Origin of the sequence: Ectothiorhodospira shaposhnikovii (assembly GCF_047222355.1) — a bacterium.
Taxonomy (GTDB): Bacteria; Pseudomonadota; Gammaproteobacteria; order Ectothiorhodospirales; family Ectothiorhodospiraceae; genus Ectothiorhodospira.
The window spans coordinates 188641-211509 of sequence record NZ_CP178333.1 but is presented as its reverse complement, the minus strand read 5'-3'; the positions used below and the strand labels follow the sequence as shown (position 1 = coordinate 211509).

16 protein-coding genes and 1 tRNA gene are annotated in these 22869 nt (G+C 64.2%); 10 read left to right on the top strand and 7 right to left on the bottom strand.

The window, feature by feature from the left end; all coding sequences use genetic code 11:
- Nucleotides 1–65: 65 nt before the first annotated feature.
- Nucleotides 66–1877: a MobH family relaxase gene (gene mobH, locus ACLF6L_RS00895; RefSeq protein ID WP_412852146.1), complete on the top strand. Its 1812-nt coding sequence runs from the start codon at nt 66–68 to the stop codon at nt 1875–1877.
- Between the two features lie 40 nt (nt 1878–1917).
- Here mobH and ACLF6L_RS00890 read toward each other — a convergent pair whose 3' ends face one another.
- From ACLF6L_RS00890 to ACLF6L_RS00880, 3 genes are all read right to left on the bottom strand, one after another.
- Nucleotides 1918–3765, bottom strand: a complete 1848-nt coding sequence (locus tag ACLF6L_RS00890) for a tyrosine-type recombinase/integrase (RefSeq protein WP_412852145.1) — start codon at nt 3763–3765, stop codon at nt 1918–1920.
- Between the two features lie 344 nt (nt 3766–4109).
- Nucleotides 4110–5762, bottom strand: a complete 1653-nt coding sequence (gene ltrA / locus ACLF6L_RS00885) for a group II intron reverse transcriptase/maturase (RefSeq protein WP_412852144.1) — start codon at nt 5760–5762, stop codon at nt 4110–4112.
- Nucleotides 5763–5804: 42 nt separating this feature from the next.
- Nucleotides 5805–5878: transfer RNA gene (locus ACLF6L_RS00880), tRNA-Gly, on the bottom strand.
- A 942-nt stretch (nt 5879–6820) separates the two neighbouring features.
- On the opposite strand from ACLF6L_RS00880, the gene thiS reads away from it, so the two are divergent.
- Genes thiS through trmB form a run of 3 tightly spaced genes read left to right on the top strand, consistent with a single transcriptional unit; the run spans nt 6821 to nt 8631 of the window.
- Nucleotides 6821–7021 (top strand): sulfur carrier protein ThiS, encoded by a 201-nt coding sequence (gene thiS / locus ACLF6L_RS00875; protein WP_090209555.1) that lies wholly within the window; start codon nt 6821–6823, stop codon nt 7019–7021.
- Nucleotides 7022–7046: 25 nt separating this feature from the next.
- Entirely contained in the window at nt 7047–7859 is an 813-nt protein-coding gene (locus ACLF6L_RS00870) for a thiazole synthase (protein WP_238618316.1), read from the top strand.
- Between the two features lie 55 nt (nt 7860–7914).
- The gene (gene trmB, locus ACLF6L_RS00865; protein WP_412852143.1) at nt 7915–8631 is read left to right on the top strand and encodes a tRNA (guanosine(46)-N7)-methyltransferase TrmB; all 717 of its coding nucleotides are present in this window, start codon (nt 7915–7917) and stop codon (nt 8629–8631) included.
- On the opposite strand, the gene ACLF6L_RS00860 is transcribed toward trmB, so the two are convergent.
- Nucleotides 8624–9478 (bottom strand): universal stress protein, encoded by an 855-nt coding sequence (locus ACLF6L_RS00860; RefSeq protein WP_238618314.1) that lies wholly within the window; start codon nt 9476–9478, stop codon nt 8624–8626. The two genes, trmB and ACLF6L_RS00860, sit on opposite strands and share 8 nt — an antisense overlap.
- A 187-nt stretch (nt 9479–9665) precedes the next feature.
- Between ACLF6L_RS00860 and ACLF6L_RS00855 the strand changes: the two genes are divergently transcribed.
- The 4 genes from ACLF6L_RS00855 to ACLF6L_RS00840 all read left to right on the top strand — a co-directional run bounded on the left by ACLF6L_RS00855 (nt 9666) and on the right by ACLF6L_RS00840 (nt 14297).
- A complete protein-coding gene (locus ACLF6L_RS00855) occupies nt 9666–11504 on the top strand; it encodes an SLC13 family permease (RefSeq protein ID WP_412852142.1) in 1839 nt (612 codons plus the stop codon).
- A 147-nt stretch (nt 11505–11651) separates the two neighbouring features.
- A complete protein-coding gene (locus ACLF6L_RS00850) occupies nt 11652–12542 on the top strand; it encodes a phosphoribulokinase (RefSeq protein WP_008933068.1) in 891 nt (296 codons plus the stop codon).
- A gap of 137 nt (nt 12543–12679) precedes the next feature.
- Nucleotides 12680–13714, top strand: a complete 1035-nt coding sequence (locus tag ACLF6L_RS00845) for an NADP(H)-dependent aldo-keto reductase (RefSeq protein WP_412852141.1) — start codon at nt 12680–12682, stop codon at nt 13712–13714.
- 25 nt (nt 13715–13739) lie between these two features.
- Nucleotides 13740–14297, top strand: coding sequence for a thioredoxin family protein (locus ACLF6L_RS00840; protein ID WP_238618311.1), 558 nt, complete (start codon nt 13740–13742; stop codon nt 14295–14297).
- Nucleotides 14298–14354: 57 nt separating this feature from the next.
- On the opposite strand, the gene ACLF6L_RS00835 is transcribed toward ACLF6L_RS00840, so the two are convergent.
- The gene (locus tag ACLF6L_RS00835) at nt 14355–15284 is read right to left on the bottom strand and encodes a histone deacetylase family protein (RefSeq protein ID WP_238618310.1); all 930 of its coding nucleotides are present in this window, start codon (nt 15282–15284) and stop codon (nt 14355–14357) included.
- Between the two features lie 167 nt (nt 15285–15451).
- On the opposite strand from ACLF6L_RS00835, the gene ACLF6L_RS00830 reads away from it, so the two are divergent.
- Nucleotides 15452–18133 carry a bifunctional acetate--CoA ligase family protein/GNAT family N-acetyltransferase gene (locus tag ACLF6L_RS00830; protein ID WP_238618309.1) on the top strand — a complete coding sequence of 894 codons (2682 nt, stop codon included), beginning with the start codon at nt 15452–15454 and terminating at the stop codon, nt 18131–18133.
- A 22-nt stretch (nt 18134–18155) separates the two neighbouring features.
- Here the strand turns inward: ACLF6L_RS00830 and ACLF6L_RS00825 are convergent, their stop codons facing one another.
- Together ACLF6L_RS00825 and ACLF6L_RS00820 are read right to left on the bottom strand one after the other, a co-directional pair.
- Entirely contained in the window at nt 18156–21185 is a 3030-nt protein-coding gene (locus ACLF6L_RS00825) for an efflux RND transporter permease subunit (protein WP_412852140.1), read from the bottom strand.
- A complete protein-coding gene (locus ACLF6L_RS00820; RefSeq protein WP_238618307.1) occupies nt 21182–22309 on the bottom strand; it encodes an efflux RND transporter periplasmic adaptor subunit in 1128 nt (375 codons plus the stop codon). The genes ACLF6L_RS00825 and ACLF6L_RS00820 overlap by 4 nt, the downstream gene beginning before the upstream one ends.
- 159 nt (nt 22310–22468) lie before the next feature.
- Between ACLF6L_RS00820 and ACLF6L_RS00815 the strand changes: the two genes are divergently transcribed.
- A complete protein-coding gene (locus ACLF6L_RS00815) occupies nt 22469–22864 on the top strand; it encodes a hypothetical protein (RefSeq protein WP_141565357.1) in 396 nt (131 codons plus the stop codon).
- Nucleotides 22865–22869: the final 5 nt, after the last annotated feature.

Here is a 22869-nt window from a genome sequence, read left to right as displayed (position 1 = left end):
GGGAAAGGCCCTATCCTGAAAAGGCCAAAAGGCGCCCCCGAGCAGCCCGTCATCCGGGGTTCGCCATGCTCTCGCTGTTCCAGCGCAAACGGGTGCCACCCACCGCCGGCACACCGCCCACCTCCGCCGTCGAAACTCCGAAAGGGTCGATGCGGCCGGAGTCGGCCGCATCGCTGCTGGCCACGCCGCGTCGGCAGAAACTGCTGGAACACATCTGGCAGAGCACATCGCTCTCGCGCCGGCAGTTCGCCACGCTCTACCTCGCCCCACTGGAGCGCTACGCAGAGCTGGTCCAGCAGTTCCCGGCCTCCGAGAACCACCACCACGCCTATCCGGGCGGCATGCTGGACCACGGCCTGGAGATTGTCGCCTACGCGCTGAAATTGCGGCAGTCATACCTGCTGCCTGCGGGCGTCACGCCGGAGGCACAGGCAGCCCAGGCCGAAGCCTGGACCGCAGGCACGGCCTACGCGGCCCTGCTGCACGACATCGGCAAGATCGCGGTCGATCTGCACGTCGAACATGCCGACGGCACGATCTGGCATCCCTGGCATGGTCCGCTGCGAAAGCCCTACCGCTTCCGTTACCGAAAGGAGCGCGAGTACCGCCTGCACAGCGCCGCCACCGGGCTGCTCTACGCGCGCCTTCTCGATCGGGACATCTTCGACTGGCTCAGCGGCTATCCCGACCTCTGGGCCGCGCTGCTGTACGTGCTGGCCGGCCAGTACGAGCACGCCGGCACGCTCGGCGAACTGGTCGTGCAGGCCGACCAGGCATCGGTCGCCCAGGAACTCGGCGGCGATCCCGGCAAGGCGCTGGCGGCGCCCAGGCACGCGCTGCAGCGCAAGCTGCTGGACGGCCTGCGCTATCTGCTCAAGGAGGAATTCAAGCTGAATCAGCCCCAAGCCTCGGATGGATGGCTGACCCAGGACGCGCTCTGGCTGGTGAGCAAGACCGTCGCGGACAAGCTGCGCGCCCATCTGCTGGCCCTGGGCATCGACGGCATTCCGTCGAACAACACGGCGGTGTTCAACGTCCTGCAGGACCATGGCATTGCCCTGGCCACACCGGATGACAAGGCGATCTGGAAGGCCACCGTCACCAGCGACGCGGGCTGGTCGCATACCTTCACGCTCCTGCGCCTCGCGCCCTCACTGATCTGGGAAGGCGACGAGCGGCCTCCGCCGTTCGCCGGAACGGTGACGGTGGTGCAGGAGGAGGTGGAACCGACCATTCCCGCGTCGCTGCCAGTCGTGGAGGATTCGGCCGTATCCGAGTCTTTGCCGGTGCAGCCAGCCGGTGATGGCATCGAAGCGTTGCTGGGTCTGCTTGGCACCTCCGACGTGGCGTTGGCCGGCTCTTCATCGGCCAACGAGTCTCCCCTTCCCGCCATGGAAGGCCGAACCATCGAGTCCGGTGACCCAGGAGCCACGGCCGACTCGAGAGCACCGGCACCTGCCTCGACCCCAGCGCTGGAGGAGACGCCGTCGGGCGAGCACTTCGTCGCCTGGCTGCGTCGGCGCATAGAGGCGCGCACGCTCATCATCAATGACGCCAAGGCGCTGGTGCATACGGTCGCCGATACCGTCTATCTGGTCAGTCCGGGCGTGTTCCAGCGCTATGCCCAGGAGCACCCCAAGACCGCTTTGCTTGCAAGGCAGGAACAGTTGGCCGATTGGCAATGGGTGCAGAAACGATTCGAGAAGCTGCAACTGCACCGCAAGCAACGGAGCGGCCTGAACATCTGGACCTGCACGGTCACGGGGCTGCGGAAATCGCGGCGCCTCCACGGCTACTTGCTGGAAGACCCGCAGGTCCTGTTCATCAACGCGCCACCGAACAATCCGTATCTGTCGCTGATAACCGATCCCGTGTAGAACCCTCATGTCGGCGACCTGCCGTTGGGGCACTTCAGGCTCACATGCCAAGACCCTCGCGCTGCATCACCTTCTCGCCCACCGCACTGCATACCAGATGCACGGCGACGTGCAGGTTCTCCGGCGTCACCGCATTGATCGGGGACTGCCCCTGGAACAGTCCACTCGGCCGCATGAGCGCGTGGTAGATGTGCCACGTATCCACTCCCGGGGGCATCTGCCTGAGGATGGTCTGGACCAGCCGGCGCTTGAGGGGATCGAGCTGCCAATCCGGTACGCGCTGTCCCCGGTTGCCCAGGCTGATCGACAGGAGGTTGCCGGCCTGGATTTCGTAAGTGATCCAGCGGCGGGACTTGCCGGCGAGCTTGGCATATTCGGCGACGGAGAGGTTGTGGGGCGCCTCCAGGATATCGAGCAGCAGCATCCGTTCGCGCTGGATGTTCGACAGGGCGGGCTCCTCGGATCGGGGCGCCCGAACGGCCGACAGTCGCTGTACCGGGATCGTTGACAGACTCATGCCATCCCGCGGCATTGCCGCCAGCAGAATCGGGGCCGCCGCTTCCCCTGGAGGCGTTCCGGCGTTCCGATCCTCCGCGGCGCCGGTTACGCCTTCCAGGTGGACGGTCAGGTGGGCGCTGGCGGCTTCGACCTGGCCTTGTTCGAACAGGTCGAGCCGATCGCCCCAGTCCTGCATCATGCGGCGTCGCTGCTCCACGTACTCGGCGTGGTTGTAGGCCGCGCTCACCTTGTCCCGGTCGGCGTGGGACAGTTGTGCCTCGATCCAAACCTTCGGGTAGCCGATCTCGTTGAGCGCCGTCGAAATCGTCCCGCGGATGCCGTGGCCGGTCAGTTGCGACTCGTAACCCAGACGCTTGAGCGCCCCATTGATGGTGTTCTCGCTGATGCGCTCATTGAGGTCGCTGGCGTGGGCGAACAGATAGCGTTGGGCCGGCTTGAAGCGGTCCAGCATGAACCTGACGACCTCGATGGCCTGAACGGACAGAGGCACGATGTAGGGAGGGATGTCCGCTAGGTTCTTTCCCGCCTTGATCATCCGGGTCTTCAACTGCTTCACGTTCTCCGGCTCGATGATCCACAGGCCATCGTCCAGAAGGAACTGCCCCGGCTCCGCACGGCGGAGCTCTCCCGTCCGCACACCCGTCAGCAACAGGAGTCGAATCCCGAGCTGGGTTTGCTGTCTGCCGGGGTACTTGCGCAAGGTTCGCAGGAAAGCGGGCAGCTCCTCCATGCGCAGGAACGGGTTGTGGCGCACGGGCGGCTGGGGCAATGCGACGACATCGAGGTCGGAGGCCGGGTTTCGCTCCAGTCCCGGCACGATCACCAAGGCGTAGCGGAAGAGCTGGTTGAACCAGGTCCTCACCTTCTCGGCCACCGACAGCGCCTTGCGCCGCTCGATGCGGCCGACGACCTCAAGCAGGTCGGCGCGGTTGATCTCGTAGATCGACCGCTTGCGCAACGCGGGCAGGACGTCCTTGTCGAAGGCGCGCCGAATCTGAACCAGCGTGCTCTGCCGGCCTTCCTTGAGCTTGAGCGAGCGGTGCGCGAGCCACTTCTCGTAGACCGCCTGGAAAGTGTGCTCGGCGGCCAGGGAGATCGCCTGACGTTCCTTCTCGCGATGGAGCCGGGGGTTGATGCCCTTGGCCAGCAGCGCGCGGGCCTCGTCACGTCTGGCGCGGGCATCGCGCAGGCTGATCTCCGGGTAGGTTCCCAGGGACATCCGCTTCTGCTTGCCAAGCCACGTGTAGCGGAAGTGCCAGGATTTCCCTCCCTGCGCGCTCACGCCGAGGGAGAGCCCGTCGCTATCGCCGAGGGTGTAGTCCTTGCCGGTGGCCTTGGCCTGCCGGACCGTCATGTCGGTAAGTGCCATGTCTGCTCCTGAACAGAGTCAGGAGTCAGATGCTCATCCCATGGCCCGCTCAACCCCAGGAACAATCCGGACTCGAACCCGACCGCTTTGATGGACTACCGGATGGACTGAATCAGTCCAGCAGCGGGTGGATTCCGGTGGATCTCACTGGATCGTTGTCTGGCGAAATACTCTTTGCTGACAACGACTTATGGAACTCAGTGGATTTCCATGGAAGCTGAATTGGAGCGGGTGATGGGAATCGAACCCACGTCATCAGTCGGGTAGGGGATCGGGCCTCGCGGCCCAATCCCCCCCCTAAGAACCCGGCGTGCAAGTTTCCCTGCACCGGGCTCAAGCAGCCGCTAAGTCCCGTCAGTCACTGACGGAACCGGCGACCCTGCCACCGCGTGGTACTGCCGGTGGCAATCTGGGTGCAACATGACGAGGTTTGACGCTTCATCACTACCGCCGTGCGTCCTCCAGATCCGGTGGTGAAGATGCCACCCCGTTTCTGAAGTCACTTGTTGACGGCATATCGGACAAATCCCCGCCTGTCGTTTCCAAAGCCAGGCTACCTTCCTCTGACCCGCCAGGGTTTGCAGCATCCGCTCCCGCGTACGAGAGTCAAAGTACTCGCCCCATGCCGGGTCATGTGGGTTGGCGTCGGACTTGATCTTGTTGTGCCGCCTGATTTTGACATCGGACAGCCTGATCAAAGTCTGAGTTCCATCTGTGAACACCCACTGCCGGGGACCGAGGGTCTGGAAATACCGCCTCCTGACCCATCTTTTCCCCTTGTTCGGGTGCCGACGTAGCGCCCAGCGCCATAAGGCCGTGAAGATCTTGTGATCCATCTTGGCAAACGTGCGCGACGCCATCTGGCTTCGATGATAGTACGCCCAACCCCGTAGAACGGGATTCAGTGCGTGGATCACCTCGGCCTGAGGAGCCGTACGCATCCGCCTCAGGAGATCCCTGACCTTTTGGTAAAACGCCTTTACGTTCCCTTTCCCCGGAACAATCAGCAGTTTCCCCTGCCGCTTGCACACGTTCCAGCCAACAAAATCGAAACCCTCGGTGATGTGGCGGATCTCGGTCTTGGTCGGTGACAGGGTGAGACCCCGTTCCGCCAGAAACGCCTCAATCCACGGCTTGACCTTGTCTTCCAGAATGTCACGGCTACTTGCCGTCACGACAAAATCATCCGCGTACCGCACCACATTGAGCTTCGCCCGCCGTGGGAAATGCTCCTTCAACCCACGTTCCAGCCCGTCCAACACGAGGTTGGCAAGGGTGGGCGAGATAATCCCGCCTTGCGGAGTGCCGGCCTGGGTCGGAAACAGACGCCCTTGGGCCACATACCCTGCCTTGAGCCACTTCTTCAGGATCGACACATCCATGGGGACATGCTTCACCATCCAGTCATGGCTGATATTGTCAAAGCAACCCTTGATATCGGCATCCAGCACCCACTCCGGAGAGTGGGAGCGTCCGAGCGCGTTCCGACATTGGACAATAGCATCCGCCGTGGAACGCTCGGGTCTAAAGCCGTAGGAATTGGGATCAGCCGTGGTCTCCGCGACAGGTTCCAGGGCCAGCAGATACAGCGCCTGCATGGCTCGGTCGTGCATCGTGGGGATACCCAGCGGGCGTTTCCCTCCGTTGGCTTTGGGAATGTGAATACGCCGAAGAGGCTTTGGTCGATAGCCTTTGGGCTCAAGAGCCCGGACGGCCATCATTTTCGACTCCGGAGTGGACCAGGTAATGCCATCCACGCCGGGGGTTTTGCGACCCCGATTCTCGGTGACACGCCTTACCGCGATCGCCTTTGCGCTCGATGAGCGTATCAGCAGCCGCTGCAGACGTCTGGCTTTACGCCAGTCACCAAGCTGAGTCGCCTTCGCTATGCGGGTCTGTAGTCGTCGCACCGCCTGGTAGCTACTGAACCAATGAATCTGGTGCCAGTGCGTCCAGTCGGAGGAGACGACATCGCATTTATGTGAAATAGCGTCCATATCAGTCTCCTAGGTGAACCCCATCCCGGAACGGGACAGGAGTGGAGCGGGTGATGGGAATCGAACCCACGTCGCCTGCTTGGGAAGCAGGAGCTCTACCATTGAGCTACACCCGCGGTACCTTTGAGGACTGATACACGCTTCTCCCCTGAGGGGACCGTGTACAGTCCCCTCAGGGCGATTTCTACAGGCCTATCTAGCGACAGGCCACCACGTGGAAGTCAGCATGCTTTCGCATCGGGGCGATCGTTTCATCCCCTATCCCCACCATTACAGCAGGGCATTCGCTTTCTCCACGATCCTTTACCCGCTACGCCTTCGGCACACCTTGCGGTGGGCCTAGTCCCCGAGGGGACAGCGTGTCGGGCTTACCGCGTTCCGCGTCAATGACACGGTCTACGAGGGTTTCGCCTTTCCGCCGGTGGTGCTGATGTCAGCGTGTCCCGACCAAGCAACAGGACAACCGACCACTTGCCATTTTGGCTCAGGCCTGTCAGACGCTTTGGCCTGTTCAACTTTACGGCGTTTAACAGCGATTAGCTTACGCTAACCCTTTAGACCAGCCTAGCGCCTCACCAGACGCGTCTTCTGGTTACACATGCCACCCCTCGCGGGACGGCATGTACCCGCATGGGTGGCTACATTGTCAGGGCGCTTAGCACCGCGTCGTTACCAACGCCGCACCGCCCCTAGGCTACGGATGGCTGAACATCCGGTCCACTGCAATCGCCCGAAGGCGATGCTGGACAATCATTGAAGCGGCCTTCGCCGCTAGGGCACCATGACCCCCGACCACAAGGGTCGGACGCTGATACCCGATTGGGTGCTACTCTACCCCTCTTAAACGTGGGGGAAGGCTAGCTACCTTTGCGACTCGCGTCGCACGCTTGGGAAGCTGAGGTTCTACCATTGAACTACACCCGCGCAGTGACCATAGTGTATGCGCTCGGGGTTCGCTTCTCAACGGTCACGACGCACACGGGACCATGCGTCCCGAACGCGACGGCTTTACGTTAAGATGCCTCCCCTGCCATCCGTCTACTTAAGAAGATTCCACGATGGACATCATTGTCAATGGCGAAACCCGCCAACTGCCGGAGCCGCCCACCGCAACCGCACTGGTGGAAGCACTGGGCCTGACCGGTCGCCGCCTGGCCATGGAAGTGAACGGCGAACTGCTGCCCCGCAGCCGGTTCGACGCCCACCGCCTTGCTCCCGGCGATCGCATCGAGATCGTGCAGGCCATCGGCGGCGGTTAATCCTCAACACATACACGGTATCCCCATGTCGACCACAAGCCACTCCCCGGATACGACCACCGATTCCCCCCTGGTGATCGGCGGCACCGCCTATCGCTCCCGCCTGCTGGTGGGAACCGGCAAATACAAGGACCTGGAAGAGACCCGCCAGGCCACCGAGGCCAGCGGCGCCGAGATCGTCACGGTCGCCATCCGACGCACCAACATCGGCCAGAATCCGGATGAACCCAACCTGCTGGACGTACTCCCCCCGGATCGCTACACCATCTTGCCCAACACCGCCGGCTGCTATACCGCCGAAGATGCCGTGCGCACCTGTCGTCTGGCGCGGGAACTGCTGGATGGCCACGACCTGGTGAAACTGGAAGTCCTCGGTGACGAGAAAACCCTCTACCCCGACGTGGTACAGACCCTGAAGGCCGCGGAAACCCTGGTCGCCGAAGGCTTCAAGGTCATGGTCTATACCAGCGATGACCCGATCCTGGCCAAGCGCCTGGAAGAGATCGGCTGCGTGGCCGTCATGCCCTTGGCCGCCCCCATCGGCTCGGGCCTGGGCATCCAGAATCGCTATAACGTGCTGGAGATCGTGGAAAACGCCAATGTGCCCATCCTGGTCGACGCCGGCGTGGGCACGGCCTCCGATGCGGCCATCGCCATGGAACTGGGCTGCGACGGCGTACTTATGAATACCGCCATCGCCGCCGCCCGCAACCCGGTCCTCATGGCCTCGGCCATGAAACACGCCATCCTGGCCGGTCGCGAGGCCTACCTGGCGGGCCGGATGCCGCGCCGGCGCTATGCCTCTGCCTCGTCCCCCATCGACGGCACCTTCTTCTAATCCATCGTTACTATCGGCGGACCCAACCGGGTCCGCCATGGCCTGATCCCGCCTCATGAACAACTCACTGCCTTTCACACCCACCGCTGACGGCCGTCGCCGGATCCGCAGTTTCGTCCGCCGCGAAGGACGACTGACCACCGGCCAGCAGCGCGCCCTGGATGACCTCTGGCCGCGCTGGGGGCTGGCATTCACGCCACAGCCGCTGGACCTGCCCGCCCTGTTTGGCCGACAGGCGCCGGTCACGCTGGAAATCGGGTTTGGCAACGGGGAGTCGTTGGCACGGATGGCCGCCGAAGCCCCGGGCCGGGACTTCATCGGCGTGGAAGTCCATCGCCCCGGCGTGGGACACCTGCTGCAACAGATCGAGGCCCTGCAACTCTCCAACCTGAGAGTGGCCTGCCATGACGCGGTGGAAGTCCTGACACTGCAGATTCCGGAAGGATCCCTGGACCGGATACAGATCTATTTCCCCGATCCCTGGCCGAAGAAGCGGCATCACAAGCGGCGCCTGGTACAGCCGGCGTTCGTGGCACTACTGGGATCGCGCTTGCGGGCGGGCGGCGTACTGCACCTGGCCACCGACTGGGAACCCTACGCCGAACACATGCTGACGGTGATGAATCAGGCCGCCGGATTCCGCAACCTGGCCGGCGAGGGTTTCAGCCCCCGCCCCGAATACCGTCCCCTGACCAAATTCGAACAACGGGGACAACGACTGGGGCACGGCGTGTGGGACGTCCTGTTTGCCAGGGAACCGGCGGTTACTTGATGACCAGCACCGGACAGGGGGCATGACCAATGACCCGTTCGGAGACACTGCCCATGAACAGGCGCTTGAGACCGGTGCGGCCGTGACTGCCGACCACGATCAGGTCCGCCCCACGGCCGCGGGCCACATCCACAATCACCGCGTCCGGCCGCCCCTGCTCCACCATGCCCTCCAGCCCCGCACCCCGCCCCCGACGCTCACGCATCAGACTGTCCAGCACCCGCTGCACCGTCTGACTGGCCTCTACCCGCCGCTCTTCGCTCTGATCCGGTGATGTGACCGTCAGCACCGTCAGGGGCAATTCGCAGACCTCGGCCAGGTGCGCCGCCGCCACACAGGCGGCATCCCCCAGCCGGGACCCATCCGTTGCCACCAGAATCCGGCGTCGGGGGCGATCCGCGCCCTGGGCGGCCACCAGCACGCTGCAGGGGGCATGACCGATGATCCTGGCGGTGGAATCCCCCACCATCAGACGGGCCAGGTCACTGCGCTGCCGACGCCCCGCCACAATGCAGTCCACGCGCTTTTCTTCCGCCGCTTGCACCACGGGCAGATAGGCATCCACGCCATGACGAATCACCGTCTCGCAGGCGATGCCCATGTCCACGGCCCGCTTGCGCAGGCGCTCCAGGTCGTCCCGAGCCGCCGCCGTCTCGTCCGCCACCCGGTCGGGCGCCATGGACTCATATTCCGGATTGGTCAGCACCACCCGCATGAGGATGAGCCGGGACTCGCAGCGGGATGCCGCGCCCAGCGCCACGGCTTCCGCGCCGGCACTGCATTCGGTGCCGTCGGTGGCCAGCAGGAGGGTCTGGAACCGCCCCACGGGGGAGAGCTGTGAGTCCATGGCAGGGGTCTCCTGGCGATAAGGTCGTTCAGGGAGCATAGCGAACTTGCTGTCCCACGGACCAGAGGCGCGGCCCTGTCCCGGGGCGCCATGACGCCCCGGATGGGGAGTTGCATTTCAAGAATATGATGAAATAATGGAAAGGTTTGAAATATATATATCATAAACTCATACACATATAATCCAAATGGAATCACTCGTTCTCACACCGCAGATGATGGTGGTCCTGGGGCTGCTGGGACTCACCATCGTCCTGTTCGTCACCGAAGTGGTTCGAGTGGATGTGGCCGCCATCTGCATCATGGTGCTGCTGGGACTGATGAGCCTGGTACCGGGCCTGCACGACATCACCGATGTCCAGAACCTGTTCAACGGCTTTGCCAGTAACGCCGTCATGTCCATCATCGCGGTCATGATCATCGGCGCCGGACTGGACAAGACCGGTGTCATGAGCCAGGTGGCCAGCTTCATCATGAAGGTCGGCGGCCACACGGAACGGCGCATCCTGCCCATGGTGTCCGGCACCGTGGGCGTGATCTCCAGCTTCATGCAGAACGTGGGCGCCGCCGCCCTGTTCATTCCCGTGGTCTCCCGCATCAGCGCCCGCACCGGCCTGAGCATGTCGCGGCTGCTCATGCCCATGGGCTTTTGCGCCATCCTCGGCGGCACCATCACCATGGTGGGTTCCAGCCCCCTGATCCTGCTCAACGATCTCCTGCCGGAGGGCATGGAGCCCTTCCAGCTCTTTGATGTCACCCCCATCGGCCTGGCCCTGGTGACCACCGGCATTCTCTATTTCGTCCTGCTGGGCCGTTATGTGTTGCCCGCCACCAAGGGGGAAAGTACCAATGCCGAAAGCACCGAAGCCTATTTTCAGCGGGTCTACGGACTGGACTTCGTGATCCGGGAAATGCGCCTGAGCGAGGAGAGCACGCTGGCGGGAAAGACCGTCGGCGACCTGGAACGGGAATTCCCCGTCATCGTCGTGGCCACCTTCATGAACGGAGAGCGTCGGGTCGGCCCCTGGAGCGGCCTGACCATCGCGCCCAATGCCCACCTGGCCCTGCTGGGGCGCCATGAAGCCCTGGAGGCCTTTGCCGCCAGAAGCGGCAACCGGCTCAACGACCGGCTGGACATCTTCGCCGACGCCCTGGCACCCAACCGGTCGGGCATCGGCGAGGTGGTGATCCCGCCCAGTTCCCATCTGGTGGGGCGCTCGGTTACCGACATTGCCATGCGCAAGACCTACGGGCTGTCGGTCCTGGGCATTCATCGGGGCGAGGAAACCATTCGCCAGGGTCTGCGGGAAGTCCCGCTGCAGGCGGGAGATGCCCTGGTCTGCCATTGCCGCTGGGACTCGCTGGCCCGGATCGAGAAGGACCGTGACTTCGTCGTCATCACCAGCGACTACCCCCACGAGGAGTTGCGCCCCCAGAAGGTGCATTTCGCCCTGACCTTTTTTCTCATCACCCTGGCCCTGATCCTGTTCACCGACCTGCGGCTGTCGGTGGCCCTGCTCACGGGGGCCGTCGGCATGATCCTGACCGGCGTGCTGAGCATCGACGAGGCCTACCGGGCCGTGAGTTGGAAGACGGTCTTCCTGCTGGCCAGTCTCATCCCCCTGGGGGCCGCCGTGGATCAGACCGGCACCGCCGCCTGGATCGCCCAGCAGACCCTCTCCCTGCTCGGCCAGGTGTCTCCCTGGATTTTGCAGGCCACCATGGCGATACTGGCGACGTTCTTCACCCTGGTGATGTCCAACGTGGGGGCTACAGTGCTACTGGTGCCGCTGGCGGTGAGCTTTGCCGTGGCGGCGCAAGGCATGGGCATGGACGCGGATCCAAGGGTATTTGCCCTCACCGTGGCCATCGCCACCTCCAACTCATTTCTGATTCCCACCCACCAGGTCAACGCCCTGATCATGGGACCTGGCGGTTACCGGGTCATGGACTTCGTGAGGGCGGGGGGCATCATGACGATTCTGTTCCTGATCGTGTCGTTGGTGATGCTGAACCTGGTGTTCTAGGCCCAGCACGACACGAACGGGACTCACGACTTTGCAGCGATGACAAGGCATACGGCCCGGGTCACGGCGACCGTGCCGATAGATACAAATAAATCAAATAAATAATGAGTCGCAGGCTTTTACCATCAAGCAACGAGGAGTCAGAACATGTCGAAGAAACATCCCATCGTGGCCGTCACCGGCTCATCCGGCGCCGGCACTTCCACCGTCAAGAATGCCTTCGAACACATCTTCCGTCGTGAGCATATCAACCCGGTGGTCATCGAGGGCGACAGCTTCCACCGCTACAACCGGGTGGAAATGAAGCAGGCGATGAAAGAGGCCGGCACCCGGGGCAACAACCATTTCAGCCATTTCGGCCCCGACGCCAACCTGTTCGACAAGCTGGAGGAACTGTTCAATACCTACGGCGAAACAGGCACCGGCAAGAAGCGCTACTACATCCACAATGATGACGAGGCCGCCCATCACAATGGCCGTCTCAACGGCAACCTCAAGCCCGGTGAGTTCACTCCCTGGGAAGACATCGCGCCAGGCACGGATCTGATGTTCTATGAGGGCCTCCACGGCCTGGTCAAGCACGGTGACACGGACGTGGCCCGACATGTGGATCTGGGCATCGGCGTGGTCCCCATCGTCAACCTGGAGTGGATTCAGAAAATCTTTCGCGACAACGCGGAACGAGGCTACACCGCCGAGGCCATTGTCGACACCATCCTGCGGCGCATGCCCGACTACGTGAACTTCATCACCCCGCAATTCTCCCGCACCGACATCAACTTCCAGCGGGTACCCACGGTGGATACCTCCAACCCGTTCATCGCCCGCGACATTCCCACCCCGGACGAAAGCCTGGTGGTGATCCGCTTCCGTGATCCCAAACGCTTCGGAGTGGATTTCGTCTACCTGCTGAACATGATCCATGACTCCTTCATGTCACGGCGCAACACCATCGTGGTGCCCGGCGGCAAGATGGGGCTGGCCATGGAGATCATCCTGGCGCCCATCATCCGCGACCTGCTGGAAAAACGCGGCTAAGCCCGACGTGCTCTGTACCCGCCGGGGATTGCCACCCCAAGCCCCGGCGGGACATCCCTCTCGGCCCCATTGCCGTGTCATTGCGGACATCCTGGATTACCATGCCCCTGAACGCTTGAAACGGACGGGAGAACATCATGCAATACAGGACTCTGGGCACTTCGGACATCCAGGTGAGCCTGCTCTGCCTGGGCACCATGACCTGGGGCGAACAGAACACCGAAGCCGAGGCCTACAGCCAGCTGGACATGGCCGTGGATCACGGCATCAACTTCATCGACACCGCCGAGCTCTACCCGGTACCCCCCAGGGCCGAGACCCAGGGGCGCACCGAAACCTATCTGGGCAACTGGCTGGCCCGGCGGGGATGCCGGGACGACCTGGTGATCGCCACCAAGGCCGCCGGCCCCGGCAGCGAGCTGGGCCATATCCGCGGCGGCCCCAGACACGACCGCGCTCACCTGGAGCAGGCCCTGCACGACAGCCTCCAGCGCCTGCAAACCGACTACGTGGACCTGTACCAGATCCACTGGCCCATGCGCAGCACCAACTACTTCGGCAAGCTGGGCTACGAGCACCAGCCGGAAGCCGATGACACCCCCATCGCCGAAACACTGGCGGTGCTGGGGGACATGGTCAAGGCCGGCAAGGTACGCACCATCGGCATCTCCAACGAGACCCCCTGGGGCCTGATGGAATATCTGCGCGTGGCCGAGCGCCAGGGCCTGCCTCGCGTCGTGTCCATCCAGAATCCCTACAACCTGCTCAACCGCGGCTTCGAGGTGGGGCTGGCGGAAATGGCGCACCGGGAACAGGTGGGTCTGCTGGCCTATTCCCCCATGGCCTTCGGTGCCCTGAGCGGCAAATACCTGGAATCACCCCCCGCCGATGGCCGCCTGACCCTGTTCTCCCGCTTCTCCCGCTACTCCGGGGAAACCGGCGTGGCCGCCACCCGCGCCTATGTGGAAATCGCCCGACGTCACGGACTGTCACCGGCCCAAATGGCCCTGGCCTTCGTCAACAGTCGCAGCTTTTTGACCAGCAACATCATCGGCGCCACCCGGCTGGAACAACTGGAAGAGAACATCGCCAGCCTGGAGATCACATTGAGCCAAGCCGTCCTGGAGGAGATCGAATCGGTGCATCAGCGCCACACCATCCCCTGCCCATGACGCCATCACGAGGAGGAAAGCCACCATGGCAAGAACAGAATCAAACATGCTGGAACTGGGCACCCAGGCCCCGGCATTCAGCCTGCCCGACCCGAGCACCGGCAAGCGGGTATCCCTGGATGACTTTCCCGATGCAAAGGGCTATGTCATCGCCTTCATCTGCAATCACTGCCCCTTCGTGCAGCTGATCCGGCACGAGTTCGCCCGTTTCGGCCGCGCCTATACCGAGAAGGGGCTGGCCGTCATCGCCATCAATGCCAATGATGTGGAAAACTACCCGGAAGACAGCCCGGAAAAGATGAAGGACGAGGCCCGTCGTTTCGGCTACACCTTCCCCTACCTGTTCGACGAGACCCAGGAAGTGGCCAGGGCCTATGACGCCGCCTGCACGCCGGACTTCTATCTGTTCGACGCGGACCGGCGGCTGTTCTACCGGGGGCAGTTCGATGCCTCCCGACCCGGCAGCGACATCCCGGTCACCGGCGCTGACCTGCGGGCCGCCGCCGACGCCCTGCTGGCGGGGCGGCCGGCACCCCAGGACCAGACACCCAGCCTGGGCTGCAACATCAAGTGGAAGGCATAGCCTGACACGCCTCCCTTCTCCCCCGGCAGGGGGAGAAGGATCGGGGACGGGGCGCCGTCACGGCCCGATCAGGGCATCCACGTGCACGCAGGCCGACCGCCCCAGGGACGACAGGGCATAGCCCCCCTCCAGGCAGGACACCACCCGCCCTTCCCCATGGCGCAGGGCAATGTCCCTCAGCTTGCGTGTCACCCAGGCGTAGTCGTCCTCGATCAGCATGAAATCCGCCATGTCCTCCTCCCGGTGGGCATCAAAACCGGCCGAGATCATCATCAGCTGAGGCCGGAAGGCCTCCAGGGCCGGCAGCCAGTGTTCCGCCACCGCTTCCCGGAATTCCGTCCCGGTCGTCCCTCTGGCCAAGGGCACACCGACGATATGGTCGGTATCCACCTCCGTTCCGGTAAAGGGATAGAAGGGATGCTGGAAGGTGGAACAGAACAATACCCGCGGCTCATTGCGGAAGATCTCCTCGGTGCCGTTGCCGTGATGCACATCGAAATCCACCACGGCCACCCGCTCCAGACCATGACGCGCCAAGGCGTGGGCGGCGCCCACCGCAATGTTGTTGAAGATGCAGAAACCCATGGCCCGGGCGCGCTCCGCGTGGTGGCCCGGAGGACGCACACTGCAGAAGGCCGATTTAGCCTCGCCGCCCATGACCAGATCCACCGCCAGGATGACCGCCCCCGCCGCCCGTCGGGCCGCCTGCAGGGTGTGCTCGGTCATCACCGTATCACCGTCATCCAGGCAGACCATCCCGCCGGAACCCGGTGCGGAGGCCTCCACCCAGTCGATATAATCCTCGGCATGGACACGCAACAGCTGCTCGCGGGTGACCAGAGGGGCATCATAATGACGCAGCAGCATGCTCAACCCCGAGGCCAGCATGCGATCATCGATGGCCGCCAGACGTTCCGGCACTTCCGGATGATGTGTGGCAACCCGATGCAGGGTACAGTCATGGTGGGTAATGAATGCGATGGTCATGGTCATGGGCTCCTTCGTGGTCATGACCATATTACCCCGAAGCAGTGCAGCAAAAAGAGGCGTGCAAACTGATGAAAGCCCTGCTCAAGAAGCGGTTTCGCCGCACCGCAGCATCTCCCATACTATACTCGGATGAACACTCACTCAGGGGCGTCGACCGTCGAATCATGGGACCACACTTTCTCAGCCGCATCTTCAATCCCCGCAGCGTGGCCGTGATCGGTGCCAGCGAACGGACCAACGCCCTTGGTACCCTGGTTTTCGCCAACCTCATCGACGCCGGTTTCAAGGGCGAGCTCTACCCGGTCAATCCCAAGCATGACACTGTCCAGGGTCGCAAGGCCTATCCGGATGTGGAAGCCATCGGTCGCCCGGTGGACATGGTGGTCGTGGCCACACCCGCGCGCACGGTGCCCGGCATCCTGCGTCACTGCGGCGAACACGGGGTAAAGGGCGCCGTGGTCCTGTCCGCCGGCTTTGCCGAGAGCGGCCGGGTGGGCAAGCGTCTGGAACAGGAAGTGATGGAGATCGCCAAGGAGTACGACCTGCGCCTCATCGGCCCCAACTGCCTGGGCATCATTCGACCCAACCGGGGCATGAATGCCACCTTCAGCAAAAACCGGGCCCTGCCCGGCAACCTGGCCCTGGTGTCCCAGTCCGGCGCCATCTGCACCGGCATCCTGGACTGGGCGGAAAGCCAGGAAATCGGCTTTTCCGCCGTGGTCTCCATGGGGGATGCCTCGGACGTGGATTTCGGCGACGTGCTGGACTACCTGGCCCTGGACCGAGAGACCCGCAGCATCTTGGTCTACGTGGAAGGGGTCCGCAACGCCCGACGCTTCATGAGCGGCCTGCGGGCAGCGGCCCGCATGAAGCCGGTCATCGTCATCAAGTCCGGTCGTCATGCGGAAGGCTCCCGGGCCGCCATGTCCCATACCGGCGCCCTGGTCGGTGCCGACGACGTCTTCGACGCCGCCCTGGAACGGGCCGGCGCCGTGCGCGCCATGACCATCCAGCAACTCTTCTCCGCGGCCCGCATCCTCTCCAGCGGCTACCGGATCGAAGGCAACCGGCTGGCCATCGTCACCAACGCGGGCGGCCCGGGGGTCATGGCCACGGACCGGGCGGTGGAACTGGACATCGCCATGGCCCAGCTCAGCGCCGCCACCATGGAAAGCCTGAACAAGGCCCTGCCGGAACAGTGGTCCCACGGCAACCCGGTGGATCTACTGGGAGACGCCGATGCCAAACGTTTCGAATCGGCCCTCAAGGCCTGCCTGGATGACAACGGCGTGGACGGTACCATCGTCATGCTCACCCCCCAGGCCATGACCGATCCCCTGGGCGTGGCGCAGGCCATCACCCCGGTGGCCCGCAAGACCCAAAAACCGGTGCTGGCCTGCTGGATGGGAGACAATCAGGTACGCACCGCCCGGGAGCACTTCACCAAGGAACGCCTGCCCCACTTCACCACCCCGGAAGCCTCGGTGGAGGCCTTTGCCTATCTGGCCGCCCACAAGCGCAACCAGCGCTTGCTGCTGCAGGTTCCCGGCCCCCTTTCCGACCGCACCCGCACCGACGTGCAAGGTGCCCGGCTCATCATTGAAAGCGCCCTGTCGGAAGGCCGCAAGGTCCTGAGCACCATGGAATCCAAGGCGGTCCTGTCTGCCTTCCGCATCCCGGTCACCCAGACCATGCGTGCCAACACCGCCAGCGAGGCCCTGGTGGCGGCCGGCACCGTGGGGTATCCGGTGGCCATGAAGATCGACTCCCCCGACATCACCCACAAATCCGACGTACAGGGGGTGCGGCTGAACATCGCCAGCGCCGAGTCCGTGCGCAGCGCCTTCCAGACCATGATCGAGGACACCCGGCGCCTGCGACCCGATGCCCGCATCAACGGCGTCACCGTCGAGCGCATGCACAAGAGCACCTACGGCCGCGAACTGATGGTGGGCGTGCTGCGGGACCCGGTCTTCGGTCCGGTGATCAGCTTCGGCTCCGGCGGGACTTCCGTGGAAGTCATCAAGGACCGGGCCGTGGCCCTGCCGCCCCTGAACGAGGTCATCATCGAGGGCATGATCGCCCGCACCAAGGTGGCCAAGCTGCTCAAGGAATTCCGCAACATGCCGGCGGTGGACGACGAGGCCCTGGAGCAGGTACTGCTGCGGGTGTCGGAGATGGTCTGTGAACTACCGGAGATCCAGGACATGGACATCAATCCCCTGATCGCCGACGAACGGGGACTGGCGGCGGTGGACGCCCGCATCTCCGTGGACTATCCGCCGTCGATGCCGGACCGCTATGCCCACATGGCCATCCATCCCTACCCCGCCCACCTGGTGAGCAACTGGCAACTGCCGGACGGCATCAATCTGACCATCCGTCCCATCCGACCGGAAGACGCCAGGATCGAGCAGGAGTTCGTGCGCAATCTCTCGCCGGAGGCACGCTACTTCCGCTTCATGCAGGCAGTGCACGAACTCACCCCCCACATGCTGGTGCGCTTCACCCAGATCGACTACGACCGGGAGATGGCCCTGATCGCGGTGCGTGAACAGCCGGACGGCTCGGAATTGCAGATCGCCGTGGCCCGCTACACCGCCAACCCGGATCAGCAGAGCTGTGAGTTCGGCCTGGTGGTCGCGGACGAATGGCAGGGCCGCGGCATCGGTTCCCACCTGATGAACGAACTCATGGACGTGGCCCGCTCCCGGGGCCTGCGCACCATGGAAGGCGAGGTGCTGACCCAGAACACCAACATGATCGCCCTCATGCACCGACTGGGCTTCACCTCCCGCAACAGCCCCGAGGATGACGGCATCAAGGTGGTGAGCAAGCGGCTCTGACCTCACCGGCCAGGGCCGCCCGTCAGCTGCCGAACAGGATCGCATAGAACAGCGGTACCGCCAGCAGGGTCAGCAGGGATGCCAGGGCCAGGCCGAACATGATGGCGATGGCCATGGGCGCCCAGAACGGACCGGACAGGGCCAGGGGGATCATGCCCAGCACCGTGGTCAGGGCCGCCAGCATCACCGGCCGGACGCGGCTCACCGCCGCCTCCACCAGGGCTTGGCGCGCATCCTCCGCCCGCTCCATCTCCAGATCGATCTGCTCCACCATCACGATGGCATTCTTGATGATCATGCCCGACAGGCTCATCACCCCGAGCAGGGCCATGAAACCGAAGGGCTGCTGCAGCAACAACAGGCCGGCGCTGACCCCCACCACTCCCAGGGGCACGGTCAGCAGGATGATCAGGGAACGGCGATAGCTGTTGAACTGAGCCATGAGCACCAGCGCCATCAAGCCCAGCACCACCGGCACCGGCTGCAGGACACCCCGCTGGGCCTCGGCGGACTTGGCCGCCTCCCCGTCCCAGGTCAGTCGATACCCTACCGGCAATGACAGATCCTCCACCACGCGGGCCAGATCCCGCACCACCTCATGGGCGGTGACGCCGGGTACCAGATCCATCTGCAGGGTCAACGCCCGCTCCCGGTCCAGACGCCAGATCACCGCGTCTTCCCAGACCATCGAGATATCCGCCACCTGCAACAACGGCACCGGCCGGTTTCCCTGCTCCGGCCAGATCACCATGGTCTCCACCCGGGTGGGATCGGTACGCTCCTCCAGGGGGAAACGCCATACGATAGGGATGCGCTTGTCGTCTTCCAGGTAGACGCCGATGGCCTGGCCGGCAAAGGCGGTGGCCAGGGCCTCGGCCACGGCGGCACTGGTGACATTGGCTCGCCGGGCCCGTTCCTGGTCCACCTGGACCTGGATCTGCGGCGTCCTGTCCCGCCAGTTGGGGTGAACATGGGCCACCCGGGGATCAGCCCGCAGCCGGGTCGCGGCCTCTTCCGCCAGTTCCCGCAACACCACACGGTCCGGCCCCAGGATGCGGAGCATCACCGGATAGCGCACCGGATCCCCCAGCTGCATGGGCCGCACCCGGGGTTCGGCGTCGGGGAAGCCCTCGCGCATGAAATCCAGGGTCCGGGCCATCATCGGCTCCAGATCCCCAACCTCGCGCAGATTGACCAGGATCTGGCCGAATGCGGGATTGGGACTTTCGGGCAACATGGGCAGATAGAATCGGGGGGCACCCTCGCCGATGAAGGCCGTTACCGTATCCACTTCCTCGTGGCCTCCCAGCCAGGCCTCGATGGCCGCCATGTCGGCGGCGGTATGGGTGATACGGCTGCCCTCGGGCAACCAGTAATCCACCATGAACTGGGCCCGTTGCGCCGGCGGGAAAAAGATCTGCGGCACCAGCATGAAACCCAGCACCGCCACGATCAAAAGACCCACGAAGGCGGCCACTGCCGTGCGACGCCAGACCAGCACTGTGTGGAGCAGGCCGCGGAACCCGCCGTACAGCCGCCCCCCATAGGGGTCCTGCCCTTCGCCGCCGGCGCTCACCTTCATCCAGCGATGACACATCACCGGGGTGACCGTGATGGCCAGCACCCAGCTCAGCAGCAGACTGAAACCCACCACCCAGAACAGGGAGCGGGTGAATTCCCCGGTGGCGGTTTGGGTCAGGGCGATGGGGGAGAAGGCCAGCACCGCGATCAGGGTGGCGGAGAGCAGCGGCCAGGCAGTCTCGGCCACCGCCTCCCGCGCCGCCTCCAGACGATCCAGGCCCCGCTGCATCTTCACATAGGTGAGCTCCGCCACCACGATGGCATTGTCCACCATCATGCCCAGCACGATCACCAGCGCCCCCAGGGACACCCGGTGCAGGTCGATGCCCGTGATCCACATGGCGATGAAGGTGGCCAGGATGGTGAACGGCACCCCGGACCCCACGATCAGCCCGGTCCGCAACCCCAGGGAAATCAGCAGCACGGCAATGACGATCACCACCGCCATGGCCAGGTTGACCATGAATTCGTTGATCGCCGTGCGCACCTCCCGGGGCTGGTCGGCGATGACGCCGAAGGCCATGCCCACCGGCAGGCCGCGGGTGATCTCGTCCAGGCGTTCGTTCACCAGACGCCCCAGGTCCACCACGTTCACCCCCGAGGTGGGCACGATGCCGATGGCCAGAGCAGGCGTCCCGTCATAACGCAGCAGGGCCTCGGGCGGATCGGCAAAGCCCCGGCGCACCTCGGCAAAATCCCGCAGATAGACCAGATTGCCGGTGACCGGGCTGCGGATGGCCAGGTCCCGGATCTGCTCCAGGGACTCGAACACCCCGCTGGCGAAGATCCGCACCTGCCGGGGCCCCAGTTCCACGAACCCGGCCGGGGCCACCACGTTCTGACGGTTCAGGGCCTGCACCACCAGATGGGGAGTCAGGCCCATCTCGGCGATCTTGTCCCGGGAGGTTTCCACGAACACCCGTTCCCCCTGGGCACCGAAGATCTCCACCTTGGCCACCCCGGGCACCCGCAACAACTCACGGCGCACGGTATCGGTGATGCGGTCCAGATCGTCGTACCCGTACCCCTCCCCGGTGAGCGACAGCAACATGGCAAATACATCCCCATACTCGTCATCCACAAAGGGGCCGACGACGCCATCCGGCAAGCTCAGCGCCGCCTCGTTGACCTTGTGGCGCAACTCATCCCAGATCTGGCGCAACTGGTCGGGGCCATGGCGCTCCTGGATGTCCACAAAGATCACCGACACCCCGTCCCGGCTGTAGGACTCCACCTGATCCAGCGACCCCATCTGCTGGATCTTGAGTTCGATGCGCTCGGTCACCTCCTGTTCCACCCGCACCGCCCGGGCGCCGGGATATTCGGTGTAGACCACCGCGGTGCGCACCGTGAACTCGGGGTCTTCCAGCTGCCCCAATTGGGTATAGGCAACGATGCCGATCAGCACCAGCAGCGCCACCACGAACCCCACGAAACGGCCATTGCCGATGGCCCAGACAGCGGCGTTCATCGGCGCGCCCCCCGGATGTCATCCTCGGTCAACAACCGCACCCGCTGACCTTCCTCCAGATGCTGCACGCCGGCCACCACCACCCGCTGACCGGGCTGCAGATCCCCCCGGACGCGCATGCCTTCACGCTCCAGGGGACCCAGGCTCACCGGAACCCGGTGCACCCTTTCATCCGCCTCGTCCAGGCGCCACACATGGGGATCGCCCCGGTATTCCGTCACGGCCGTCAGCGGCACCAGAAAATAGTCGGCAAGGTGTGCTTCCGGCATCGCCGCGCGAAAATCCACCCGGGCGGTCATGCCCGGCAGGATGCGACGATCCGGATTCTGCACGGCGATGCGCACCGGATAGGTCTGGGTATCCTCATCCACGTCCACCCCGATGGCCCTGACGTGGCCGGCATAGTCGCGGCCCAGGGCGGCAAAATGCACATCCACCGCCGTCAGGCGCTCACGGTGCACCACCAGTGTCTCCGGCATGCCCACCCGCAGCTCGATCACGTCCAGTCGATCCAGCACGAAGACCACCCGCTGGGGGCTCACCTGCTCGAAGGGTTCGACGGCACGCACCGCCACATGGGCATTGAAGGGTGCCCGCAGCACGGTGTCCTCCAGCGCCGCCCGGGCCGTGGCCAGCCCTTCGGCAAGGGCATCCCGCTGCCCCCGGGCCTGTTGAAAACCGGCCTGAAGACGGTCGAAATCGGCACGGCTGATGGTGCCGTCGGCCACCAGGGTGCGGCCCCGCTCAAAATTCGCCCGGGCCTCCGTCAATTTGCCTTCGGCGGCCGCCAGCTGCCCTTCCAGTTCACGCACCTTGAGCCGGTAATCCCGGTCATCCAGTCGTGCCAGCTCGGTGCCGGCGGACACGTAATCCCCCAGATCCGCGCGCACCGAGACCACTTGGCCGGACACCCGGAAGGCCAGGCCGGTCCGTTCCGCCGCCTCGGCCCGGGCGCTGAAACTGCGTGCCGCCAATCCCGTCGGGCTTTCCAGCTCGACCGCCATCACCGGGCGCACCCGGGGTTCAGGTTCCGGTTCCGGCGGGCCACCGCAGGCACCCAGCAAGACGGCAAGCAGGGGAAACACGAAAGGAAACCAGGGTCGGCGGGGGGCAAGAGGAGGCATCCGTTCTTTCCTTTGGCGAGGACGGGTGAGGGTCAGACAGGGTATGGTGCCAGCATAGCAGGGATGAGGCAGCCTTCGGACACGGGAGGGTGGGGCGGGCAAGATCCGAATTGCCGGTTATCAATGACAAGGGGCCGGCTGACGAATTAGCATTCGCTGATGAACGACTCAGGCTCCTGGACACTCTGGCTACTCGTACCCATGGCGTTGGTCGCGGGTATCGGCATCACCCTCTGGGCCACCACCCCGGAACTGACTCTGCCCGAGCGTGCCATCATCGTGCATGTACAGAACCGCACCGGCGAGACCATCCCCACGGTGGAGATCGGTTATGCCAACGTGGACACCGAACAACACACCACCCTGCTGCAGCTGCGAGCCGGCGAGACCCGCACCATCACCCTCAATCATGAACCGGGCCTGGGCTACAACATCGAAGCCCACCTGGCCGATGGCAGGGTGCTGGATATCTGCGGTGGAAGGCATCCCGAGAGCCGGGTGATGCGGGAAGTCATTACCCGGGACTCCATCCTATCGGGCATCGGCCAACCCTGACCGAC